Here is a 279-nt window from a genome sequence, read left to right as displayed (position 1 = left end):
GTTCTGACGATTTTTTCGTTAGAATGCAAGCCCGCCATTTTGTTGGCGGGTTTTGTGTTGGGAAATTTTATTTCAGACAAGCAGCATGTTGCTGACTGTCTTTAAGACCACTGTCTGGTAGCAGGTAGATCAGACTAGCGCAGCTTGTTCTGCGTCAATTACTAAAGGAAATTACTGTGGCACGTTATATCGGACCTAAAGCTAAGTTATCCCGCCGCGAAGGCACGGATCTGTTCCTGAAAAGCGCACGTCGCTCTTTGGACTCCAAGTGCAAATTAG

At 45.9% G+C, this 279-nt stretch carries 1 pseudogene; it reads left to right on the top strand.

Annotated elements, in window-relative coordinates:
* Positions 1 to 176: 176 nt before the first annotated feature.
* Positions 177 to 279 (top strand): annotated as a pseudogene (gene rpsD / locus KDM89_RS22920) (30S ribosomal protein S4); the annotation flags it as partial.

It is taken from the genome of Cognatundibacterium luofuense (assembly GCF_018139685.1).
Taxonomy (GTDB): Bacteria; Pseudomonadota; Gammaproteobacteria; order Burkholderiales; family Burkholderiaceae_D; genus Undibacterium; species Undibacterium luofuense.
This window is presented reverse-complemented; position numbering and strand designations above follow the sequence as displayed.